The organism is Arthrobacter sp. ISL-30 (assembly GCF_018613855.1).
In the GTDB taxonomy this organism is placed as follows: domain Bacteria; phylum Actinomycetota; class Actinomycetes; order Actinomycetales; family Micrococcaceae; genus Arthrobacter.
Map to the genome: position 1 here is coordinate 17,569 of NZ_JAGGPK010000050.1, position 16,472 is coordinate 34,040.

13 protein-coding genes and 2 pseudogenes are annotated in these 16,472 nt (G+C 64.6%); 7 read left to right on the forward strand and 8 right to left on the reverse strand.

The window, feature by feature from the left end; translation table 11 throughout:
- Positions 1–11: 11 nt before the first annotated feature.
- Positions 12–1,364 carry a DUF445 domain-containing protein gene (locus J7E82_RS18070; protein WP_214865140.1) on the forward strand — a complete coding sequence of 451 codons (1,353 nt, stop codon included), beginning with the start codon at positions 12–14 and terminating at the stop codon, positions 1,362–1,364.
- 23 nt (positions 1,365–1,387) lie between these two features.
- Here the strand turns inward: J7E82_RS18070 and J7E82_RS18075 are convergent, their stop codons facing one another.
- The 4 genes and pseudogenes from J7E82_RS18075 to J7E82_RS18090 form a co-directional block, all read right to left on the reverse strand.
- Positions 1,388–2,272 (reverse strand): biotin-dependent carboxyltransferase family protein, encoded by an 885-nt coding sequence (locus J7E82_RS18075; RefSeq protein WP_214865142.1) that lies wholly within the window; start codon positions 2,270–2,272, stop codon positions 1,388–1,390.
- Positions 2,272–2,904 carry a 5-oxoprolinase subunit PxpB gene (gene pxpB, locus J7E82_RS18080; protein ID WP_251042090.1) on the reverse strand — a complete coding sequence of 211 codons (633 nt, stop codon included), beginning with the start codon at positions 2,902–2,904 and terminating at the stop codon, positions 2,272–2,274. Before pxpB ends, J7E82_RS18075 begins: the two co-directional genes overlap by 1 nt.
- Positions 2,888–3,638: pseudogene (locus tag J7E82_RS18085) on the reverse strand (LamB/YcsF family protein). Before J7E82_RS18085 ends, pxpB begins: the two are co-directional and overlap by 17 nt.
- Positions 3,622–4,560, reverse strand: a complete 939-nt coding sequence (locus J7E82_RS18090) for a hypothetical protein (RefSeq protein ID WP_251042091.1) — start codon at positions 4,558–4,560, stop codon at positions 3,622–3,624. Before J7E82_RS18090 ends, J7E82_RS18085 begins: the two are co-directional and overlap by 17 nt.
- 134 nt (positions 4,561–4,694) lie before the next feature.
- Between J7E82_RS18090 and J7E82_RS18095 the strand changes: the two genes are divergently transcribed.
- Positions 4,695–4,853: a hypothetical protein gene (locus J7E82_RS18095; protein WP_214865144.1), complete on the forward strand. Its 159-nt coding sequence runs from the start codon at positions 4,695–4,697 to the stop codon at positions 4,851–4,853.
- A 48-nt stretch (positions 4,854–4,901) separates the two neighbouring features.
- Positions 4,902–6,155: pseudogene (locus J7E82_RS21370) on the forward strand (MFS transporter).
- A gap of 59 nt (positions 6,156–6,214) precedes the next feature.
- Here the strand turns inward: J7E82_RS21370 and J7E82_RS18105 are convergent.
- From J7E82_RS18105 to J7E82_RS18120, 4 genes are all read right to left on the reverse strand, one after another.
- Positions 6,215–8,641, reverse strand: a complete 2,427-nt coding sequence (locus tag J7E82_RS18105; RefSeq protein ID WP_214865146.1) for a glycoside hydrolase family 65 protein — start codon at positions 8,639–8,641, stop codon at positions 6,215–6,217.
- Positions 8,642–8,721: 80 nt separating this feature from the next.
- On the reverse strand, positions 8,722–9,447 hold the full coding sequence (locus J7E82_RS18110; protein ID WP_251042094.1) for an HAD family phosphatase: 726 nt from the start codon (positions 9,445–9,447) through the stop codon (positions 8,722–8,724).
- Positions 9,448–9,462: 15 nt separating this feature from the next.
- Positions 9,463–10,491, reverse strand: coding sequence for a LacI family DNA-binding transcriptional regulator (locus J7E82_RS18115; RefSeq protein ID WP_214865150.1), 1,029 nt, complete (start codon positions 10,489–10,491; stop codon positions 9,463–9,465).
- A gap of 256 nt (positions 10,492–10,747) precedes the next feature.
- Positions 10,748–11,365, reverse strand: coding sequence for an alpha/beta hydrolase (locus tag J7E82_RS18120; RefSeq protein ID WP_214865152.1), 618 nt, complete (start codon positions 11,363–11,365; stop codon positions 10,748–10,750).
- A gap of 301 nt (positions 11,366–11,666) precedes the next feature.
- Between J7E82_RS18120 and J7E82_RS18125 the strand changes: the two genes are divergently transcribed.
- From J7E82_RS18125 to J7E82_RS18140, 4 genes are all read left to right on the forward strand, one after another.
- A complete protein-coding gene (locus tag J7E82_RS18125) occupies positions 11,667–13,649 on the forward strand; it encodes an HNH endonuclease signature motif containing protein (RefSeq protein ID WP_214865154.1) in 1,983 nt (660 codons plus the stop codon).
- 409 nt (positions 13,650–14,058) lie between these two features.
- Positions 14,059–14,298, forward strand: coding sequence for a DUF6458 family protein (locus J7E82_RS18130; protein WP_214865156.1), 240 nt, complete (start codon positions 14,059–14,061; stop codon positions 14,296–14,298).
- Between the two features lie 392 nt (positions 14,299–14,690).
- Positions 14,691–15,488: a DeoR/GlpR family DNA-binding transcription regulator gene (locus J7E82_RS18135; protein ID WP_214865159.1), complete on the forward strand. Its 798-nt coding sequence runs from the start codon at positions 14,691–14,693 to the stop codon at positions 15,486–15,488.
- Positions 15,485–16,471: a 1-phosphofructokinase family hexose kinase gene (locus tag J7E82_RS18140; RefSeq protein ID WP_214865161.1), complete on the forward strand. Its 987-nt coding sequence runs from the start codon at positions 15,485–15,487 to the stop codon at positions 16,469–16,471. Before J7E82_RS18135 ends, J7E82_RS18140 begins: the two co-directional genes overlap by 4 nt.
- The last annotated feature ends 1 nt before the right edge of the window (position 16,472 follow it).

The window sequence follows — 16,472 nt, forward strand, 5'->3', positions numbered from 1 at the left end:
ACGCTGGGCACATGCAGGTGAACTCTGAACCAACCTCCGTCGCCGAGGCTCCTGCCCGCGATCGCGCAGTGCCGACCCAAGATTCGACGGCGCCAGCCGGGGACAGCGGCGTCGAACCCTTGGGTAACGACCTCGAAAAAGCCGCTGCGTTGCGCCGCATGAAGACCTTGGCCCTAGCCCTCCTGCTTGCCATGGCCGTGGTTTTTACGATTGCGTTCGCCCTGCAGAAGCAGTATCCGTGGCTGGAGTATGTACGGGCCGCGGCCGAGGGCGGCATGGTGGGTGCGCTGGCCGACTGGTTCGCGGTGACCGCGCTTTTCAAGTACCCCATGGGGCTGAAAATCCCGCATACGGCCATCATTCCGCGCCGAAAGGACCAGATTGGCGAGTCCCTCAGCGACTTCGTCAAGACCAACTTCCTTTCGGAGCAGGTGGTCCGGGAAAAGCTTGAAAGCGTGGACATTGCCCGGAAGGCCGGGGCTTGGCTGGCCGGACCCGGCGGTGCCGAGCGCGTTGCCAAGGAGGGCGGGGCCGCGATCCGGGGTGCCTTCAAGGTCCTGAATGACGACGACGTGCAGGCGGTGATCGAGGCGATGGTCAGGAAGCACCTGCTCACCCCGCCCTGGGGACCGCCTGTTGGCCGCATGGCCGAGCGGATCTTCGCTGACGGCCACCACCACAAGCTCGTTGACCTCCTGGTGGACCGGGCCGTGGACTGGGTGGAGGCCAACCGCAACACGGTGAACCGGCTGGTTTCGGACCGCTCGCCCCTCTGGGTTCCCTCCTTCGTGGACGGCCTGGTCGGTGACAAAGTGCATGTCGAGCTTTCCAGGTTCGTGCGGGCGGTGCAGCAGGATCCAAACCACCAGGTGCGGCGTTCGATCGACACCTACCTGACCGACCTCGCCCAGGACCTCCAGCATGACCAGGCGATGATTGCCCGGGCGGAGGTCATCAAGGCGCAGATCCTGGGAGATCCCGAGATCCGCGAACTTGCCTCCCGCACGTGGGGCACCGTCAAGAACGCGCTGCTGTCCGCCGTCGACGATCCCCACAGCGAGTTGTCCCTCCGTTTCAAAAGCGCCGTGCGGGACTTTGGCGCGCGGCTGGTCAATGATGAAGAACTTGCCGGCAAGGTCAACACCTGGATTGGCGACGCCGCGGCTTATCTCGTCAAGACCTACCGCTCTGACATCGCGGCGGTCATCAGCGACACTGTGGCCCGCTGGGATGCCGAGGAGACCTCACGCAAGATCGAACTCCAGGTGGGCAGGGATCTGCAGTACATCCGGATCAACGGCACTGTGGTGGGCGGCCTGGCGGGGCTGGCGATCTTCACGGTGGCGCACTGGGTGTTCGGCTGACGCTGGACCTTGCATGGAAAGCCTCAGCCGAGGAACTTGATGGTCTGCCCCGGGCGTGCCTGGGCCAGGAGGTCCAGATCGCCCCGGCGGACCACCGCGATTACCGGATAGCCTCCCGTGACCGGGTGGTCGGCCAGGAAGACGGTGGGGAGGCCCGACGGCGGGACCTGCAGGGCGCCCAATGCCATCCCTTCGCTTGGCAGCTCCTCGCCCCGGATGCGCAGGAGCGGCCGCCCGAGCAGCCGGGCCCCGATCCTGTTGGACTCCGGCGACAGGGTCCAGTGCTGCGTGACGAGGCGCAGCCAGGATTCGTCGTCGAACCAGTCCACGCGGGGTCCGCGGTGCACCCGTGCCACGATGGCCTGCCCGGGATCCGGAGCGCGGCGCACCGGCGGTACCGCCCCTCCGGCGCGATCGGGAACACTATTTAGTGAGGACGCGTCGTTGCCCGTTCGCCCTACCGCCAGGGAATCCCCGGCCCTCAGGGGTGCCGGGCCCTCGCCGGAAAGCACATCGCTGCTGCGGGAGCCCAGGAGCCGCGGGGCATCGATTCCGCCCAGGACGGCCAGGTAGTAGCGGACGCCGAACAGGGGCGCGCCGAATTCCAGCACGGTACCGGGCGCTATGCGGACGGCCTGGTTCAGCGGCATCTCGGAGCCGTTGAGTTTCACCAGGCCCTCCGCCCCGGTAACCGCCACTGTGGACGCCGTCACGAAGCGCAGTCGCAGCCCGCCCAGCAGCACTTCCAACCCGGCCGCGTCCGCGGGGTTTCCGAGCAGCGCATTAGCCAGGAGCAGCGCCTGCCGGTCCAGAGCCCCGGAGGGGCTGAGTCCCAAGGCTGCATAGCCGGGCCGGCCAAGGTCCTCCACCAGCGTCTGTGGACCGGGATTCATCACCACGATTCCCATTAGGCCTCCACGAACTTCACGCGGTCCCCCGGCCTGATCAGGGCAGGTTCCGGCTTGGACGCGTCCCAAAGGGCCCTGTCCGTGGTTCCAATCAACTGCCAGCCGCCGGGGGACGAACGCGGATAGATTCCGCTGAATTCGCCCGCGAGTCCCACGGAGCCCGCCGGCACAACGGTTCGTGGGGTACTGCGGCGAGGAACACGCAGCTTTTCGTGGTTTGTCACCAGATAGGCGAAGCCCGGCGCGAAGCCCGAGAACGCGGCTGTCCAGACCGAGCCGGCATGCAGGCTGACCACTTCTTTCTCGGACAGTCCCAGGAGCCCTGCCACCTCGGCCAGGTCCTGGCCCCCGTACGCGACCTCGATCTCGACGTCGCGCCCGGTTCCCAGCTCAGCGGGAGCCGGCTGTGCATCCTCGAGCCAGGCCTTAATGCCCGACGCCGGAACCACCTCCGGGTCGAACGTCACCAGCACTGTCCGCGCCGCCGGGACGACGTCGACGACCCCGGCATGGCTTCCATCCTTGGTAAGGCCACGGTAATAGGCAACCACCGCCTCCAGCTCGGGAAGCTCTACCAGGAAGGCGCTGTCACCATACGGCAGGATGGTCCACGAGTCAGGAGAATGGCTCAATCTCCACCCCCGCTTGTTCCAGTCCGGCCCACACGGAGGCTGCCAGCTGCACGGCCCCGGGAGTGTCTCCGTGAACGCACAGGGAATCGGCTTTGACGGGGACCACGGAGCCATCCACCGCCACCATTCTCTCCCTGCAGCGCCAGGCGTACGGCCCGCTCAACTACGGCGTCGACGTCGTGCAATACTGAACCGTCCTGCGAACGCGGGAGGAGCGTGCCGTCGGGAAGGTAGGCCCGGTCGACAAATGCCTCCCGGAACACCGGATGGCCCGCTTCCTCGGCGAGCCGAAGGACTTCCGAGCCCGGCAACCCAAGGACCGGAAGCCCGGGGTCATAGGCCTGGATGGCCGCGACGACGGCGGAGGCCTGATCGGCGTCGTGCACGATCCTGTTGTACAGCGCGCCATGCGGCTTCACGTAATCCACCGAGGCACCCACCGCATGGGCGATGCCGTCCAAGGCACCGAGCTGGTACAGCACGTCGCCAAAGAGTTCGTCGAAGGACAAGTCCATGGACCGCCTGCCAAAGCCATGCAGGTCCCGGTACCCCACATGGGCTCCCACCCGTACATCGAGCTCGACGGCGGCCCGGCAGCTGTCCAGCATGGTGATCGGATCCCCCGCGTGGAAGCCGCAGGCCACGTTGGCGCTGCTGACGATTCCGAAAAGGGCGGCGTCGTCACCCATGGTCCAGGAGCCGAAGGATTCTCCGAGATCAGCGTTGAGGTCCATGCTGTCCTTCCTGCTCCGCATCAGCTGCTGCGCCATTAATTGGTGCCCCGGGAAGCTGCCCTGGCCACCCCGCCGGCGGCTGCTCGGGCCACCCCGCCGGCGGCTGCTCGGGCCACCCCGCCGGGGGCTGCTCGGGCGCAGGCCGCTCCAGGATGGCCCGGGCTCCCCTGGGAACCAGTTCGCCGGGAATGGTTTCCGGAAGGGGACCAAACGCTTCCTTCGCCGTCTTCACGACGGCGCGTCCCATCACCAGGTTGCCTGCCCCGCCGACTACCGCCCCTACGCCAAAGGGCAGCGCCCGGCCAAGGAGCGCGGTGCCCTGGCGCCTGATCAGGCTCCTCAAGAAGGCCCGCTGCACACGTTCCCGAAGGGTTCCGAAGCCGGCAAGGGGCATCTTCTTGCCCAGCACGGTTCCCCAGGCCTGGCTGACGCCCTTGCCCTTGCCGACCGATTGACCGCTGAGGGAGCCAAGCAGTGCAGAGCCTTCTTCGCCGAGCATGATGGCCATAACCATGGTCCGGGCTCGCTCGGGGTCCTCGAGCCTGACGCCATGCAGTTCGGCGAGGGACGCGGCGTAGATGGCGGTTGCCTCAAGGAAAGCCACGGTGGCCGCCGCGGAAAGGCCCAGGGATGCAGCCGTTCCAATACCTGGCATCACCGCGGTTGCTCCGACCGCCGCACCGCCACCGGTGACGGCGGAGAGGTAGTCGCGCTCGAGCTTTGCGGCCAACTGGGCGGGCGTCGCGTTGGGATACTTGCGCTGGAGGCGCCGGAGATTGGCCAGGACCAGCGGCCGCTGCACATCCACCGCCCGCAGCAGCAGGTTGTGCAAACCCGCCTTCGGCTTGCCATCGGCGTCAAAAGCCGCCCTGTGCGCAGTCTCCTGCGCGATCCTCATTGCCGGGTTTAGTCGCTTGGCCATCTCTCACCTCTGATGCTCGCTCTGCCACTCGAAAACCATGCTCCACTTAGCCTAAGCGTATTGGCTGACGGTGCCCGGGCGTAGAATGATCGTGCCTTACGGGAGTAGTCCAGCGATCGGCAGGAGTATTCGTAATGAAAAAATCCAACAATTCCGACAACATCCGTCACCACAGTGACGCCGCAGTTGAGGGCGCAACCGAAGGCTGGGTCTCGCACGACACCGGCCTCCACAGCCAGGATCCTGCCGAGGGTCCGGACATCGACGACTCTTCTTCAGGTTCCGGAACATAGCTGATATTTGGCGGGACAGGCCAGTCAGGGCAAGCCTAGACTAGCCTGATGGCCGTACTCCGCGCCCTGCGCCCGTTTGCCCACCGTGAGTATCGGGTACTGATCGCTGCCCTGGCCGTCTCCATTTTCGGGTCCGGTATGTGGGCCGTCGCCATGGTTTACGAGGTCATTCATCTGGGCGGCGGGCCACTTGAACTGTCCCTGGTTGCAGCGGCTGCAAGCGTTGGCCTCGTGGCTTTCGTCTTGGCTGGCGGGATCGCGGCCGACCGGCTGCCCCAGCGGCTTCTGATCATCGCCGTCGAGGGCACCAATCTCGCCGTGATCGGCACCGTCAGCCTGCTTGCCATGCTCGGCTTGCTCCAGCTATGGCACCTTGCAGTGGGCGCCTTCGTTTTGGGCGTGGGCGCGGCATTCTTCTTCCCCGCGTACTCCGCCATCCTGCCCCGGATCCTGCTTTCATCATCCTGAACTTCCTGGGCCAGCATGCCCTCAACACGTCGTCCCCTTCAGAAGCGGGCAGCTCATCAGCGGGGAGTTCGCAATCCGGGGGTTCGCAATCCGGCGGTTCGCCCTCCGGAAAGGTCCGGCACCGTGCCTTAAGGTCCTTCTTCCTTGACCTCCGCGAAGGCGTGGCTTACACGGTCAAGACTCCGTGGCTGCTGTGGACGCTGTTGTGGGCCTGCCTGTCGGTGCTGTTCCTCATGGGTCCCATTGAGGTACTCCTGCCGTTCGTGGTGGAGGACCAGCTGGGCGGAGATTCGCGGATGTTCGGTTTCCTGCTCGCTGTCATGGGCGTGGGGAGCGCGGTGGCTTCGCTAATTACGGCTTCCGTCCGCCTCCCCCGCCGCTACCTGACGGTCATGCTGGCTTCCTGGGGTATCGGCAGCCTGCCGCTGGCCGCCGTCGGAATCATGGACAGCTTCTGGATGCTGGCCGCGGCACTCTTCGTCTTCGGGGCTACCGGGAGCGTGGGCATCGTGATCTGGGGAACCCTTCTGCAGCGCCGTGTCCCTCCCCATTTGCTGGGCCGTGTTTCAAGCCTGGATTTCTTCGTTTCGCTTGCCCTCATGCCGGTTTCGATGGCACTTGCCGGACCGGCCGCTGAAGTCCTGCCGATGTGGCTGATCTTCCTCGTCGCCGGTGGCTTCTGCCCCCCTCATGGCCGTGGTGGCGCTACTCGTCGCCCGAATGCCACGCGACGAAATCGACCACCCGTTGGATGGACCAGCCACGTACGGCGTGTCCCCCGATGAACTCGCCGATGGGCAGGAGTCCCTGTCCGCTGATGGACAGTCCAGCTGATGGACAGCCCAGGTGATGGACGTCCGGACAGGGACCCTGCTGCCGAAGTGGCTCCAGCGTTAGGCGGGTGCCTGGTATGGGCGCACGATCGGCAGGCCCGACGTCGGGATGACGCTGGGGAAGACCGACGGCGTGGGAAGCGGCGCCGGAGCCAACGGCACCGTGACAGGTGACTCGCCGACGTCAAAATGCTGGCCGCGGACGCTGACCTCCAGCGGCGGCAGCGGTTCTAGCGTTGGGCTGTCCGATGGTGAGCTGTCCGATGCGGAGCCATCGCGCGTGGCAGTCAGCGTCAGGCTCTCTGGCGCGAGTCGGACGTCCAGGAGTTGTCCACGGATCTTCAGCCGGAACTCCAGCCCTTCCCATTCCGAAGGCAACCGGGGGTCGAAGTGGAGCACCTGGCCCTGGTCGCGCATGCCGGCGAACCCGCACACAAGGGAGCTCCAAATGCCGCCGGCAGAGGCGATGTGCACTCCGTCGATGGTGTTGTTGTGCGTGTTGTCGAGGTCGATGAACAGCGCTTCGGTGAAGTGCTTGAGGGCGATGTCCTGATAGCCCACCTCTGCCGCGATGATGCCCTGAACACATGGGGACAGGGTGGAGTCCCCGGTGGTAATGGGATCGTAGAAATCGAACGCGCGCTGCTTCTCCTCCGCCGTGAAGTCCTGCCATTGCAGGAACATGGCCAGCACGGTGTCAGCCTGCTTCAGCACCTGGTGGCGGTAGATCACGAGCGGGTGGAAATGCAGCAGCAGAGGGTACTTGGACCTCGGCGTGGACCAGTCCCACGGCTCCAGCGTCATGAAGTCGTTGTCCTGGGAGTAGACCTGCATGTGGGAGTCATACGGCAGCGCCATGCGTTCGGCCGCGTGCTGCCAGACATGCCGTTCCGTATCGCCGATCCCCTCGTGCTCCAAGGCGGCGGCAGCACGCAGGTTGAACCGGGCCATGACGTTCGTATACAGGTTGTCATTCACCACGGCCGTGTATTCATCAGGACCGGTCACGCCGTGGATGTGGAACAGCCCGTCCTTGCCGAAGAACCCGAGCGATAGCCACATCCGGGCAGTCTCGATGAGCAGTTCTGCGCCGATCTCCGGGGTGAAGGTTGAGTCGCCACTGGCCCAGCGGTAGCGGTTTGCCGCAAACGATATGGCGGCGGCAATGTGGAACTGTGCCGTGCCCGCCGCATAGTAGGCACTGGCTTCGAGCCCGTTAATGGTCCGCCACGGGAACAGGGCTCCGTCCACGCTCAGTTCCTTGGCTCGGATCCGGGCGTCGGGCAGCATGGCGTGACGAGATTCCAGCACCTTCCTGGCCCCGGCGGGGTTTGTGTAGGTCAGGTAGGGCAGCAGGTACACTTCCTGGTCCCAGAAATAGTGACCCTCATACCCGGAACCGCTCACCCCCTTGGCCGGAATGCCGGCCACCCCGGCGCGGGCCGTAGCCTGTGCCAACTGGAACATGCTCCACCGGACTGCCTGCTGCAGCTCCGGCTGACCGCCGATGGCGATGTCCGCCGTCGACCAGTACTGGGCGTAGTGCTCTGCGCTCTCGGCCATCACGGCGGAGACCGGCACAAGCGCTTCCTCGGCCTGTGCCGCGAGGGCCTCGCCCGGTGTCAAATACGGTGCCTCGGCCTCGTCCAGTGCCCGGCCGCCCACTGTATAGGCGACCGATTTTTCCAGACGGAACGTTTCGCCGTCGTTCACCCCCAATACGTAGCGGACCGTTGACTCGTCCTCCGCCACAAGTGTTTCGAATGGCTGGTGTTCAGTGGAGATCCAGTGATCCACAGCCATGCCGATGCGCTGCTTGGACTCCGCGGTCTCCCAGGCGAGACGCAACGAACCGTCCGTGCCCTGCATGTGCAGCGGAAGCAGCACGCGCCCGGCGTGGCGGCCGGCACGCCGGGGGTCGTGGGCCGAGTGGTCTTCCACCGGCTGGTCCTGCCGGTTGACCACGGCGGAGATGATGTCCACGGAGACGAACCGGTCCGCAGTCAGCACCAGTTCTATGCCCAGGCTGCCCCGCGAGTCGAATCCGACGGCACGGCGCTCGATGGTGGTTACCGTGGCACCGGAACGGCAGGACCACGTGACGGTGCACTCGTAGAGGCCGGTGGCAAAGTCCATGGTGCGGCGGTAGTCCAGCACGTTGGACTCGTCCAGCGAAAGCTGTTCGCCGTCGATCACGACAGTGAAATTGTTGGCGTCCGGAACGTAGACGATCCGCTGGCCGGTGCGGGCAAAACCGAATGCGTTTTCGGCGTGCTTGATATCCCAGATCTCATGGAAGCCGTTGATGAAAGTGCCGGGCAGTTCGCTGTCCGGCTTGGCGGGATGGGCTCCCCGAACACCCAAGTGGCCGTTGCCGATGCAAAAAAGGGTCTCCAGCGTACCCGCGTCACCAGGAACGTGGACGTTTTCCACGAGCTTCCAGGGATCGCAGGGAAAACGCAGCCGATCGGAGCTGATAAGTGCCATGAAACGCTGTCTTCCTCAAAAGGGGGTCAATAAGAGGGGTGGAAAAGGTTCTGAAAACGGGCTCTAGTTGAAACCTCTGGCTAGAGGAGTTCCTTGAGGTCATCTACGACGAACGTCGCGCCAGCCTTGAGCAGTGTTGCGCGGCCCGCCCCCCGGTCCACGCCAATCACCGCCCGGAAGTTCCCCGCGCTGCCTGCCTGGACTCCGGACACGGCGTCCTCGACCACAATGCAGTCCTCGGCCGGCACGCCCAGCAACTCCGCAGCGAAGTGGAAGGTGGCGGGATGCGGTTTGCCAGGCAGCCCCTGCTCGGAGGCGACCTGTCCGTCCACCACAACCGGGAAGAATCCGGACAGCCCTGCGGCTTTCAAGACGGCAGGCGCGTTGCGCGACGACGAGACAACGGCAAGTTTCAGCCCCTGTTCGACGGCGGCGTGAATGAACTGCACTGAGCCTTCGTAAGGCTCCACGCCCCGGGACTGCACAATGTCGTTGAAGATGCGATTTTTCCGGTTCCCCAATCCCTGGACGGTCGGGTTAACCGGGTCATCATCCAACGGGCCCTCGGGCAGCACGATTCCGCGTGAGGCCAGGAAGTCCCTCACCCCATCAAAACGGGGTTTACCGTCAATGAAATCGAAATAATCGCTCTCCCGGTAGCTGTCGCTATGGCCGTTCTCGGCCAGGTAACCGTCAAACAGCTCCTGCCAGGCGCGCTCGTGCACAATGGCTGTCGGCGTCAGCACGCCGTCGAGGTCAAACAGCACAGCGGCAGCGTCGGTCCACACCGTGGGGGTCTCAGTCATGATTCGTTGTTCCATTCAGCGTTTGCGGCGCGTGGTCTTGCGTTCAATAAGTTTCGTGTTGAGCAGGTGCTGCGTTGGCTCGTGGGCGGCGTCCGGGTTCTGCAGCCGGTCAATCAGGAGATTGGCTGCAAAAGCTCCCTGGTCGGCCACAGGCTGGTAGATGGTGCTCAATCCCAAAAACCAGCTCATGGGGTGGTCGTCAATGCCCACAATGGAGACGTCCTTCGGCGATGACAGGCCGTGCTCCCGGAGCGCCATAAGGGCGCCGAAGGCCGTTTCGTCGCAATCCGCGAAAATGGCCGACGGAAGGTTTCGATGGGTAATGAGCTCCATCATGGCCCGCCGTCCGCCTTCGATACTCGAATCTGCGGTGACGACGTGGTCCGGGTGCACGACGAGGAAATGGTCCGCAAGCGCACGGCGAAAACCACGGAATCTGTCGGTTGGGGTGGACACTGAATGTCCTGTTGACTCCTTACCGGAGAGGATGGCCAGATCCCAGTGACCCAAGTCCAAGAGGTGCGAGGTGGCCTGCCACGCGGCGTTTTCGTTATTAATACCTACGTCGTCCCACGGTACAGCGTCCATACCCACGCTCGCCACAGCCAGCCCTGCCGTTGAGACCAAGGCCACTTCCGCAGGGGAAAGGTCCACGTTGAGCAGCAGGATTCCGTCGACCCGCTGCACGAGGGCGCTCAGGTCGTTGAAGACCCTTCGCTGCACGCTGGGCTTGTTCCGCAGGCTAATCAGCACCGTGTCGTAGCCACTGTCTGCAAAGACTTCCTCGGCGGCTTCAACCGCCTGGGCGAAGAACCAGGCGGTTGCAGTGGGAGCGATGATGGCAATGGACCCTGTACTTCCGCCTGCGAGCCGGGCTGCGGCAGAGGAAGCCTTGTAGCCGAGTTTTGCGGCCGCTTCGGCGACCTTGTGCCGGGCGGACTCGGAGACGTTGGGGAGGTTTCGAAGCGCCCTTGAGACAGTACAAATGGACAGCCCGGACAGTACTGCGACGTCCTGGATTGTTGCCCGCTGAGCCCTAGCCATTCAACACGGCCTCAACCCTTTCTTCATGCGACTACGGAGCGTCCGGTTGGAGCGCCGAAGAAGAGTGTAAGCGCTTACAATTTTTACAAGCAATGGAGTTTCAACGATGACGGAAATGTGACGCACGCCTCACCACAAGGTGCGGCTTAAACGCACCACACAGTGGCGCGCACCCGCACCCCCATACGGGAGCGGCGCGCCGCCACTTGGGCGGGTTGCGCCACCGAGGTGGGCTGGTTGCGCCATCCAGAAAGGGTCAGCGAAGCACGTAGTGGCGCAAGAATGTGCTGACGTCGGCCATTTCCGCCGCCTCGATGCGATGCCCCATCCCGGGATAGGTGCGGGCGGTCAACGCCACGTTTTTCTCCAGCCATTCCCTCGTATAGGCAATGGCCTCACCGTTGATGACCGGATCTGCCACATCCCTTCCCCAGAAGAATGGAGGGGGGAAATCGAACGAGTCGCTGAGGGCTAGCAGCTCATTCTCAAGGACGAAGCCGGAAAGCCCAACGGTGGCAGCGAAGGCCGAAGGCCGGAGGCGGAGTAAGGTACTGGCCATGGCCATCCCCTGGGAGTAGCCGAGCAGGCTCACGCTGCTGTGGTTGCCTTTCACTGAATCAATCCATGCCAGCACCTTGCTGGTTGTCGTGATGACATCGGCAAAGTCGTTGGCGAGGAAATAGTCCAGCAGGAACCAGCCATAGTGGTCGCCGATCACCATAGGACCCCGAAGGGCGGCGCAGGTGAACTCCTTCGGAAGATCCGGGAAGAGCGTGACCATGCGCTGTTCGTCCGTGCCGTAACCGTGCATCATCACCAGTAGCGGGGTTCCTGCCCGCTCATGCTCGGGCTTCGACCAGCCCACCGTTTCCATTGCCCAAGCCTAACCGGCGGCTCACGGCTGGACGTTGCCGGTTTGGCACATCGGTTCCCCGCCTTTGCGGTGTTGTTCTGCTCCTCCTGAACCATGTGTTGGAACCTGCCGTGAAAGAATCTCCCTGGGTTTGTCCATCGAGTCTAATAATGTCGTACCCCCTTGGCATTCTTGAGTTATGGAGGCAATTCAGCAGCTTGCAGCGCGACCGACCGGTGAAGCCGGCCGCCGCTTTGCTGCCCTACGCCCTCGCGACGAACGCCTCGCTTCTTCGCCGATTGCATTTGTATCTGATCCACTCGTGTCAGGCTCGACCGGCCTCGGCAGTCCCTTGGAGGTGTTGCGTGAGTGTTCCGCGACCCTGCTGGATGCTGCGGGGACGGCCGTTGATGAGGTCAGACTCCTGGACGGCGGAGAGGCCGGTGAGTACGCGTGTCTGGTTGAGGAGCTGTCCCGGATCGTTGAGTTCCTGCAGATCGTTGCCGCGGGGCTCGCGCAACGGGTCCGCCAGGAAGCCCTGGCCAGCCCTGCCTCCGGAATCACAGTCGTTACGTCGGGTGGCTGGGGCGGGGAGGATACCTCCGCAACCGCCATAGGTTGGCGCAGCAGCGAGACCTCGGCCGCGGCAGGCTCCATTGGAGGTTTGCGCACCAGCGAGACTTCGGCTCCAGCTGCCACCGGTGGTTGGGGCACCAGCGAGACTGGCACCTCCGAAGGCTCTTGGGGCCGCATTGGCGCGGTCAGTGGTGGTGCCGCTTCGGACAAAGAGAGCAGGGCGGCGAACAGGGCCGGCGCTGTTTCCGGCGGGGTTCCTGCCCGGGCTTATGGGGTGGGGCCGGGGGCGGCGGAGTTTCGGAACACGGCGGAGTATTTGCGGGCGTGTTTGCGGATCAGTGCCGGTGAGGCCCGGCGACGCCTGGCCTTGGCCGGGGCGGTCCTGCCCCGCACCGGGCTGACCGGTCAGCCGATGCCGCCGGTTCGGGAAGAACTCGCCGAAGCCATGACCACAGGTGCGGTGTCCTCCAAGGCGGCCACCCAGATCACCGTGACCCTGGAGAACATCCGGCCCCTGACCGATAACGCGACGATGGCCCAGGTGGAGCACTCCCTGACCAGCACCGCGATCGACCATGACCCGGAGTTCCTGGCCAGCGTCGCCAAGCGCTGGACCAACGCCATCGACCAGGACGGCGGGGAACCCAGCGAAGAGCTGCTGCGCCAGCGCCAAGGGGCCTTCCTGCGCCGGCCCCGCAACGGCCTGCAGCACCTGGAAGTATTCGCCACCCCGGACCAGTTCGAACACCTCATCACCGTCATGAACACCGCCACCAACCCCCGCCTCCCCAACACCAGCACCAACACCACCGGCACCACAGACGCTGCGGTTACGGGCACCGGGGCAGCTACAGCGGAAGCGGCCGGTATGACTGGAGCCGGGGCTGGGTCCACCGCTTCCGGGGGCGAGCAGGCCGCAACCGGCGATAAGGCTACAGCTCCCGTCTTTTCCGAAAGTGACGGCGTAGCGTCGCTGGACCGGCGCACACGCGCCCAGCGGATGCTTGATGGCATCATCGGCGCCTGCAAGATCGCCCTCTCCAGCGGAACCCTGCCCGCCGCAGGAGGCCTCCGACCACAAATCCTGGTCACCATCGGCTACAAAGAACTCCTCGCTGACCTCAACAACACCACCACCGACGCCAACGGCATGACGGGCACAAACCTGAGCAACACTTGGACCAGCGGCAGCAGCACATGCGTCAACGGCATCGCGAGCATCGATATCAACCGCGCAGGCAGCGGCACCGGGACCAGCGGCATCGCGGGTGCAGGCATCGCGGGCGCCGGCATCAACCGAGCCGGTAGCGGCAGCGGGGTCTTCGCCTTCACCGGTCCCGTGTCGGCCGCGGTGATCCGGAAGATGGCCTGCGACGCCGAACTCCTCCCCGTCGTGATGGGGACCGAAGGCCAGGTCCTGGACATCGGCCGGACCTCCCGGGTCTTCCCGCCGCACATCCGCAAAGCCATCACCGCCCGCGACCTCGGCTGCGCCTTCCCCGGCTGCACCATGCCCGCACCCTGGTGCGAAGCCCACCACATCACCTACTGGTCACACGGCGGAACCACCAGCACCAGCAACGGAACCCTGCTCTGCTCCCACCACCACCACCTGATCCACAAAGAACACTGGCAAATCCAGGTCCAAAACGACATCCCCTGGTTCATCCCGCCACCCCACATCGACCCCCAACGAAAACCCAGACGAAACCACTACTTCCGGCAATGAGACTTCCGGCAATATGACCCGGCCTCTATTAGAGAGCACCTCAGGTGTGGGGACGTCAGCGATGGTGAATGGCAGTGCCAGTGCCATAAACCACGACGTCCCCTGCCGCGATGACGGGGCGAGGGTGGACGCCGTTACGGAGAAGAGCATGGACGTTGCCCGCCTCATCTCACCAGCTTGCCCGCCTCAAACCCACCACGTTGCCCACCTCAACCCACCACGTTGCCCGCCTTAACCCACCAGCTTGCCCGCCTCAACCCACCACGTTGCCCGCCTTAACCCACCAGGCGGGGATGGTTGGCAACGGCGGCCAGTCGTTGTACGTTGAAGAAAGCAAGCGTACTTAGCATCTCCGGCCACAGAAGAGGACCGCCCAAACAGGTGGCGGCACGGAAGCAAGGAGCAAGTCATGAGAATCGGTTCATCTATTGCACTGATCGCCATCGGAGCCATCCTGGCCTTCGCCATTGCCCCGGGAGTCATCCCGTTCGTTGACCAGGTCCTCATTGGCTACATCCTGATGGCCGTTGGCGCCCTTGGCCTCATCGTTTCACTGATCATGGCGTCCTCCGAACGTCGCAGGATTGTGGAGCACCAAGGACCTGACACCGTCGTCGAACATCGCGACAGGCGCCACAGGGAAATCTAGCCACTCCGCCTCCTCGGGCTGCGGCCCATGGAGGCGCCCCCTAACGGGTCGGGCCTTCCTAGATGCCCACGGCCATCCAAGACCCACGCCGCAATCCAGGACGGCACAGCATCCAGGACGCGCACAGCATCCAAGATCCCCACAGCCATTCAGGGTGCGCGAACCCTCCCGCCTCCCAGCGCCCGAACGCACTCTACCCTCCCCTTTTTCGCTGATTACCACGGGATTCATCAACGGCTCAGGACCACATCCCCAGCCGCTCGGGAAGATGATCTTTGTTTGTGTTGTTATTCCTTGACAATCAAACGGAAACAAAGATAGAGTCAATCAATTCCACATTCTTGTGACGCCTGTCACGGATGTTCCGATTGTCTTTACGCAATGGAGGGTAAGTGTTTGCTGAGGAGCGCCAGCAACTGATCGCGGAACTGGTCAGCGACCGGGGCCGCGTCAGTGTGACGGAGCTCGCCGACCGCTTCAGCATCACCACGGAAACGGTTCGCCGGGACCTCGCAGCCCTCGAAACCGCTGGCAGCCTTCGTAGGGTCCATGGCGGGGCGGTGCCAACGGATCGTCTCAGCACTCGCGAGGAGAGCATCCTCGAACGGACCATTCAACGCCAGCCGGAGAAAGTCCGGATTGCCGAGGCTGCTGCAGCCATGATTCCGGACGGCGGGGCGGGGAGCATCCTGCTCGACGGGGGCTCCACCACAGAAGCTGTGGCCGACCTCCTTGCCCAGAAGGCCTCGCGGAACGGCGCGATGCCAAGCCAGGAACTCCTGGTTATCACCAACGCCATCCCCATTGCCGGCAAGCTGGCCAGTAAAGCCGGAATCGCCCTGCAGCTCCTTGGCGGACGCATACGCGGCCTGACCCAGGCCGCCGTCGGGCAGTCCACCGTGGAGGCGGCCTACCGGCTCCGCCCGGACATTGCGTTCATCGGCGCCAACGGCATCCATCCAAACTTCGGGCTCAGCACTCCCGATCCCGAGGAGGCCGCCGTCAAGGCTGCCTTCGTCCAGTCGGCACGCCGTGTTGTGGTGCTGGCCGACTCCTCCAAGCTGGACACGGAAACACTGGTCCAGTTCGCCGCCCTGAAAGATCTGGACACTTTGATAACAGACAGCGAACCCTCCCCCGAACTGTCGGCCGCGCTGGCCGACGCAGGCGTCGACGTGGTGATCGCATGATCGTCACGCTCACCGCCAACCCCAGCCTGGATCGCACCGTGGAACTCCCGGGGCCTCTTGCCCGCGGAGAAGTCCAGCGCGCCATTGCCGTGCACCAGCAGTCCGGCGGCAAGGGAGTCAACGTCTCCCGCGCCCTGGTCGCTTCAGGCCTGGAAACCGTCGCGGTCCTCCCGGGCGGGGATACAGACCCTGTCCTTGCTGGGCTGTTCGACGGCGGTGTCCCGTTTGCGGCGCTCCCAATCGGCGCGCCGCTGCGCAGCAACGTGACGCTCACCGAGCCGGACGGCGTCACCACCAAGATCAACGAACCCGGCCCGGTACTGGACGAGGAACAGCAGGAAGCCCTGATCGGGCTGCTGCTGGACTGCTCCCGTGGCGCCAGCTGGGTGGTATTGGCAGGATCGCTCCCACCAGGAGTTCCTGCCGACTTCTACGCCACGATCACTCGCCGACTCCGGAATCGGGAAGACGGCAGTGAGGCTCCGCTCGTTGCCATCGATTCCTCCGGAGCACCCCTCGCGGCCGCCCTCAGCGGCGACGTCGAAGGCAAGCCGGACCTCCTGAAGCCCAATGCCGAGGAACTTGCAGAGCTGGCCGTTGCTGCCGGATTTACGGGGGTGGGCACGGCCGAAGAACTTGAAGCGGATCCGGCCGTCGCCGCGGAAGCCGCGGCCGCCGTCGTCCGTTCCGGCGTCGGTTCCGTCCTGGCGACCCTCGGTTCCAAGGGTGCCGTCCTTGTAACCGCCGACGGCGCGTGGCTCGCCACGCACCCTCCCATCAAGGCCGTCAGCACTGTTGGTGCCGGCGACTCCTCCCTGGCCGGCTACCTGTTGGCCGCAACCAAAGGTGGTTCCGCGCAGGACTGCCTTCGTCAAGCAGTGGCACACGGTGCCGCCGCTGCATCCCTGCCGGGCTCCACTGTCCCGGCAGTCCACCAGACAACCCCCAATGCCGTATCCATCACGGCCCTCCAGAAGGACTAAC

Excerpts from the sequence above, each read along its gene's own strand:
- J7E82_RS18070 (WP_214865140.1), top strand. The coding sequence starts at position 12 with ATGCAGGTGAACTCTGAACCAACCTCCGTCGCCGAGGCTCCTGCCCGC.
- J7E82_RS18075 (WP_214865142.1), bottom strand. The coding sequence starts at position 2,272 with ATGGGAATCGTGGTGATGAATCCCGGTCCACAGACGCTGGTGGAGGAC.
- J7E82_RS18090 (WP_251042091.1), bottom strand. The coding sequence starts at position 4,560 with ATGGCCAAGCGACTAAACCCGGCAATGAGGATCGCGCAGGAGACTGCG.
- J7E82_RS18095 (WP_214865144.1), top strand. The coding sequence starts at position 4,695 with ATGAAAAAATCCAACAATTCCGACAACATCCGTCACCACAGTGACGCC.
- J7E82_RS18105 (WP_214865146.1), bottom strand. The coding sequence starts at position 8,641 with ATGGCACTTATCAGCTCCGATCGGCTGCGTTTTCCCTGCGATCCCTGG.
- J7E82_RS18110 (WP_251042094.1), bottom strand. The coding sequence starts at position 9,447 with ATGACTGAGACCCCCACGGTGTGGACCGACGCTGCCGCTGTGCTGTTT.
- J7E82_RS18115 (WP_214865150.1), bottom strand. The coding sequence starts at position 10,491 with ATGGCTAGGGCTCAGCGGGCAACAATCCAGGACGTCGCAGTACTGTCC.
- J7E82_RS18120 (WP_214865152.1), bottom strand. The coding sequence starts at position 11,365 with ATGGAAACGGTGGGCTGGTCGAAGCCCGAGCATGAGCGGGCAGGAACC.
- J7E82_RS18130 (WP_214865156.1), top strand. The coding sequence starts at position 14,059 with ATGAGAATCGGTTCATCTATTGCACTGATCGCCATCGGAGCCATCCTG.
- J7E82_RS18140 (WP_214865161.1), top strand. The coding sequence starts at position 15,485 with ATGATCGTCACGCTCACCGCCAACCCCAGCCTGGATCGCACCGTGGAA.